The sequence below is a fragment of the Candidatus Neomarinimicrobiota bacterium genome (assembly GCA_022560655.1).
Taxonomy (GTDB): Bacteria; Fidelibacterota; Marinisomatia; order SCGC-AAA003-L08; family TS1B11; genus JADFSS01.
Window position 1 is genome coordinate 1 of the sequence record JADFSS010000112.1, and the last position, 5,107, is coordinate 5,107.

At 55.9% G+C, this 5,107-nt stretch carries 6 protein-coding genes; 1 reads left to right on the forward strand and 5 read right to left on the reverse strand.

Features of this window, described 5'->3' with window-relative positions:
• From IH971_10860 to IH971_10880, 5 genes are all read right to left on the reverse strand, one after another.
• Positions 1-861: hypothetical protein (locus IH971_10860; GenBank protein MCH7498332.1), on the reverse strand; the 861-nt coding region annotated here is incomplete at its 3' end.
• Positions 862-1,170: 309 nt separating this feature from the next.
• A complete protein-coding gene (locus tag IH971_10865) occupies positions 1,171-1,989 on the reverse strand; it encodes a DUF4382 domain-containing protein (GenBank protein ID MCH7498333.1) in 819 nt (272 codons plus the stop codon).
• A gap of 363 nt (positions 1,990-2,352) precedes the next feature.
• Positions 2,353-2,703: an OsmC family protein gene (locus IH971_10870; GenBank protein MCH7498334.1), complete on the reverse strand. Its 351-nt coding sequence runs from the start codon at positions 2,701-2,703 to the stop codon at positions 2,353-2,355.
• A gap of 275 nt (positions 2,704-2,978) precedes the next feature.
• Positions 2,979-3,593, reverse strand: a complete 615-nt coding sequence (locus tag IH971_10875; GenBank protein ID MCH7498335.1) for a DUF1326 domain-containing protein — start codon at positions 3,591-3,593, stop codon at positions 2,979-2,981.
• A gap of 30 nt (positions 3,594-3,623) precedes the next feature.
• On the reverse strand, positions 3,624-4,217 hold the full coding sequence (locus IH971_10880) for a DUF2182 domain-containing protein (GenBank protein MCH7498336.1): 594 nt from the start codon (positions 4,215-4,217) through the stop codon (positions 3,624-3,626).
• Positions 4,218-4,780: 563 nt separating this feature from the next.
• Between IH971_10880 and IH971_10885 the strand changes: the two genes are divergently transcribed.
• Positions 4,781-5,107: adenylate/guanylate cyclase domain-containing protein (locus IH971_10885; protein MCH7498337.1), on the forward strand; the 327-nt coding region annotated here is incomplete at its 3' end.

The following is a 5,107-nucleotide window of genomic DNA, read 5'->3' on the forward strand; positions in this document are numbered from 1 at the left end:
TGTCAGGAGCTGGTCGGGGCTCGTCGTCCCGATGCCCACATTACCCTCATTCTCAATTCGTATGCGCTCAGTTCCTTTCGTGGCGAATGTGATTATCCCGCTCCCGTTAGCATCTGCATCCGCAGCGAAAGACAGGTCATTATCGCTACTAATACCGGTTCCTGCAGCAACGGCGGAGGTCATCACTGAGCCATCGGGGAAGATGATGCCCCCGGTTGTGGAATGGATCACGCCTGCCACCTCCAACTTGCTGGCAGGGTTACTCACGCCGATACCGACATTACCGCTGGTTGTAAGGGATGCAATATTCAGGGTCGCGCTGCCGCTTATGTCAGCACCGGTAATCGTGCTATCGACAATCTGGCCACTGTTCACCGCATCGGCTGCCAGGTGAGCCGTCGTTACCGCTCCGGTAACAATATTTGCACCGGTTATGATACTATCGGATAACATCGCAGTCGTAATGGCACCCGGGGCTACTGCCTGTGCGGTAGCAGCGGTACGGCTATAGGGTGAAGAAGTCAACTGTAACCTTGGTGTGAGGTCCGCGCCCGTGCCCACGGACACACCGAGCCAATAGGGCTGGTCGAACGGCAGCGACAGTCCAGTGACAGCCCCAAGTGTGACACTGAAGACGCCATCCGTGACTGCAACGAGGGCCTGAATCTCCGACCACAGCTCGTTGCCACCGGTCGCGGCATCGTACAGCCTGAAGGTCAGGACATAGTTGCCGTCAACGACCACATTTCCGGACAACTCCGTCAAGACGCCCTGGTAACTGATGCCTTGGGGAACCTGGGACCACCCCACTTGCAACAACACCAAAAGCGAAAGGAAGTGTAAGTTCTTGAAGCACTTCATTGCTTGTCCTCCTTGGAAGTAACCAAATTTATCACAAATACCTCCTGGATTCGTATTGCCGTGAAATTTTGCTCCGGGCCAAGACTGCCTCACCTGGGGCGGGAGGGTATGGCACGGGCCGAGTACTGCCTCAGCGGGAACTCTGGGGCTGGCTACAGCAACTTTTGTGCTGGGCTCCTTCCATCATCGCCATCTTGATGATGATTTCAATGGGGGCCCTACGGGCAAGGCCTGCCTGGCCATCATGCAAAAGGGCGTCTCCGGATGATAGACGCCCCATATGTCTTTGGCACAGTTTGGTGGCATGAATTATTGCGGCGTGAGCTCAAAATCGGCTGATGATTGACTGCCGGCAGCCACAGTAACATCTACGGACACCGTATCATAGCCGGCAAGCGTGGCACTGGCCGTGTAGGTTCCGGCAGGCAGGCCAAGGATTGTGTATACACCATCCGAACCGGTGTAGGAGGTTGATACCACCGTATCCTGCGAGACCCATACGGTAGCGTTATTCAGCGCAACGGCAGCAGTGTCGGCCACGCTTCCGCTGATGCGTCCAACAGTGGAACCATTAGCCGCGCGTATCACGGGCTTGAAGTTGAAGCCTGTGATATTATCTCTTCCACCCATGGCCACGAAGGACTTCTCTACGTCGAAGTCCAGCAGCAGGTCAGAAGTGAGGCCGTTCACCACCTCAATAGCAGGACTTACGAATATCTTGATTCCGGTCTGGGCGCCGCTGGGCACGGTCAGGGTGTGGGTGGTGCCATCTTTCATCACTACAGAACCTTCGGAAACGTATAGCCGAAAAAGATCATAACTCCCTGCCGGCACGTCTAACTGCGCCAGGCCAGCCGTTAAACCATCGCGCAAATCCAACAGGTTATACGTCTGGGTCTCCTCGGAAAGGGTCAAGTATGGAGACCCCTCGCCTCCACCAGCTTCCCGCGCTTCAAGTTTGATAATCGTAACATTCGCCTCCTCCACCAGATCGGTAGGGAAAGGCGCATCGGTTAGCAAGACGGACAGGGTGCCCGTTTCATCTTCAGATGTGCTGCACCCGTTGATCCCCAGAGCTACACTCAGCGCTAAGGTTATGGTCGTGAAAATCGTTAATCGCGTCTTCATGGGTCATCCCTTCAGTAGCGTTGTCATCATACGCGCATACCCTGAAACGGTTTCAACATACGTACAGGCTGATCCTAGCCGTAAGTCTCTTAATCCACAGCGAAGATACATTCCGTTCAGAGTATCCGAATTGATGCCCGTCACGTGAAGTTTTGCTCTTTGATGAAGGCCCATCTATCGATTTGCTGCAGTATGGGCGACGTGCCCGCCAGCTGCCCATGTATAGCCTGGATCCCTCCACGACCGCAATAGCACCTCTTGATGGACTTGGTGTAGCATTGTTTCACTTACCAGCCGCCGCATCTCAGGTCGGCTCCAGCGATTCGTTAAGCGGCACTCATTGCTTGCTTCAAAAGGTTAGGCTTATGTGTCTGCCTCAAACTCCAGTTTCAGCGGAACCGGCCGCGCCAATGAATCGCCAACTGGCGAGGATTTTTCGCAGCGTTCACGCAACATCTCTATCTGCTCTGGCCTCGCCCCAGGCACACGGATCCGGACCTTGAATGCAATCGTACCGTAGCCAGAATCTGGGACATCTTCCAAACCCAGATATGCCTGCACGTTAAAATGTCCCGTCGCTTCCACCGAGAGACTTTCGATTCTTAACCCCAGGAAGGACGCATGCATGGCAACCAGATCTACGTCACATGCGGCAAACGAGGCCAGAAGCATCTGCATAGGGTTCAGTTCAGCGTCGCCACCCATGTGTGTCACGACAGCTCCAAATTCAACCCTCGAACGGCTGCCGCCGACCCAGTGCGCAACCAGTGTCGGGGTTCGATCCGCACGGCTTGGGTCTCCCCTGACCATATCCCTGAACTGCAATAGCTCGTCGACGTCAATTCATTCATTTAGGTCAGACATTTGTCCTCCTGTTCCTCGTATTTCTTAGAAGAGGGGAAACTATTTCAAGCATGGTGCCATCTAACGACCCAGGTTCAGATTCGGCGCTGGGTTTGGAGGATATTGTTTTGCTACTCTCTACACGATTACGGGCCGTGCCAAATATTTTCAATAGTCATCGCCGCACGACCTGGATAACCGAACCTTAACCCTGGAATGTCCACATCGAATGTCTTACTAGAGAAGTGATCTTCCCGTTTGCCGATCATCCCCTCGGGAAGTAGTACAGTGGCCGGGTGCTCGGTCCCTGTCACCGGGTTGCGGATAGGTTCATACTCTACTTTGATCGCCTCCCCGACTTGAAAATGACTGTTCTTGCCATCGAAACTAAATTCAAGCGGCGCAACGAGCACTTCGAGTTTATTCGTGATAGTAGACATGAAAATTCCGATCGGTCCCCCGGCTCTCCCAGTAGCGATGGCCTCTAGGGCCTCGCGCTTGGCCCCTTCCGCACGCGCATCGAGATAGACAACACCTCGTCCGTTCCGTTCGTGCAGCGGTCCGGGCCATGCAGCCCCAAGAGCCCATCCCAGGCCATCAAGCACCTCGTCGCCATACTTGCCTTCGACAATGCGATAGGCCAGGGCAGCTTCGCAGATGCCATATGTTGGGGGCGCCTCAAATGAGCAGGGACAGCCCCAGTCGCAGCTGCATACCGCTAAGTGCTCAATTTTAAGTGTCCACTTGATTGGCTTAGCCATTCCCCTATCCTCCCATTATTGCAACACCACCTACATCCCGGTCACAATAAACCCGCCGAGCAGTATCAGGGCCACTCCTGATATTATGGCAATACGTTCGCCCCACGGCGTGACATTCTCGAGAAATATCAGCAGGGCAATCAAGCCCATCCATACCGGGTCCATCATTCCAAGCGCAATCATGGCTAGCATCAATCCCCAGCAGCAGCCCATGCAGTATAATCCGTGATGTGCGCCCATCAGAAGAGCACCCGACAGGCCGTCGTGCCAATGGTCCATGAAGAATTGGATTGGCGCACGGCAGTGACCCAAGCATAGCGCCTTCCATCGGGTGAACTGATAAACGCCCGCAATGATCAGGGCGCCCCCGACAACGGGTGTTGCCCAACCGCCCATCGCCACATCCGTGACAGTATTCAACAAGGCCACACCAGCCCCTGCCAGCGCCCACGCTCCAAGATAACCGGCCACAAACAGTGCGGTTGGCGCCGGGGGGTAGCCATACTGCGTTCTGGACGGCGCGACAGTCGCAAACAACCAAACGGTCGGCATCACGGAAGGCAGCATCATGGCCGCCATCATGACCGTCCAGACCAATATGAAGCCCAGAAACTCCACGGCCATCCCATCTGCCATGCGTAGACTGGCGGTCCATGCAACTGCAGAAGCGATCACAAGGCTGCCACCGAGCATCAGTTTTAGACGGAATGGGATTAAAGCTGTGCGAGTTACATTATGCACGCGATTCTATTTCATAACTGATGGGCCCATCACCTCAAAGGTGCCGTCGATGATCTGCGCGATCACGAAGGCGATGCCACCGTAGACCGCCGCCTCCCGGAACACCCGGCGGCGTCGAGGTCGCCGGACCAGGCCTCTGGCGACACGGTGCTACGGCCCCCTATACTTAGGAACAACTGAGCAGCAAAGGGAGGTACAATCAGCCTCCGTCAAATGGCCCCCGTGGTGTTCGTCTTGGGGGCTTTTGCTATCCAGTCAAGCTACACGTATATTTGGCCTTAACACAGCCTTACCACGATGCCCCAACAGTCCAGACTGTCCACCTTCATCGCTGAGCTGAACCCCGCCGCTGGCGGGGCAGGGCGCCGCCAGGGGTTCAGAGCTGCGAAGCAGTGTCATGCCAGCAGGTGGCGGTCTTGACCCAGCAACGCAAACTGGCTGCCATCATGTTCACCGATCTGGTAGGGTACGTTGCTCTGTCCCAGCGGAATGAAGCCCTGGCCCTGGAACTGCTCAAGGAGCACCAGGAGCTGCTCCGCCCCCTCTTTACCCAGCACCACGGCACGGAGATCAAGACCATCGGCGACGCCTTCCTGGTGGAGTTTGGCAGCGCTGTGGAGGCCGCCATGTGTGCCATCGATATCCAGAAAATGCTGGTTGAGCATAACGCTTCGGCCACACCCCAGCGACGTATCCTCCTGCGCATCGGCCTGCACGTGGGGGACGTGGTCTACGAGGAGGGCGACGTGCTGGGTGACGGGGTGAACATCGCC